The following is a 227-nucleotide window of genomic DNA, read 5'->3' on the forward strand; positions in this document are numbered from 1 at the left end:
GGAAGAAAGGATAAGAAATAACTCGCTGATTTTAAATGTATTTCATATAATCATTTCGTCTAAAAAAGGATGTAAATATGAAATATATCAGCGAGTTGCGTGAGATTTTAGGCCAACAATTGGATTGGCACAAGTCTCGACTAAGCAGGCCTCATTAAATATCTATAACAAATCAGCATAAGCATCATAATTAAAATTGATTGTTGAAACAGTCCTCCCTTCATGAA

Source organism: Legionella santicrucis, from assembly GCF_001468135.1.
GTDB classification, from domain to species: Bacteria; Pseudomonadota; Gammaproteobacteria; order Legionellales; family Legionellaceae; genus Legionella; species Legionella santicrucis.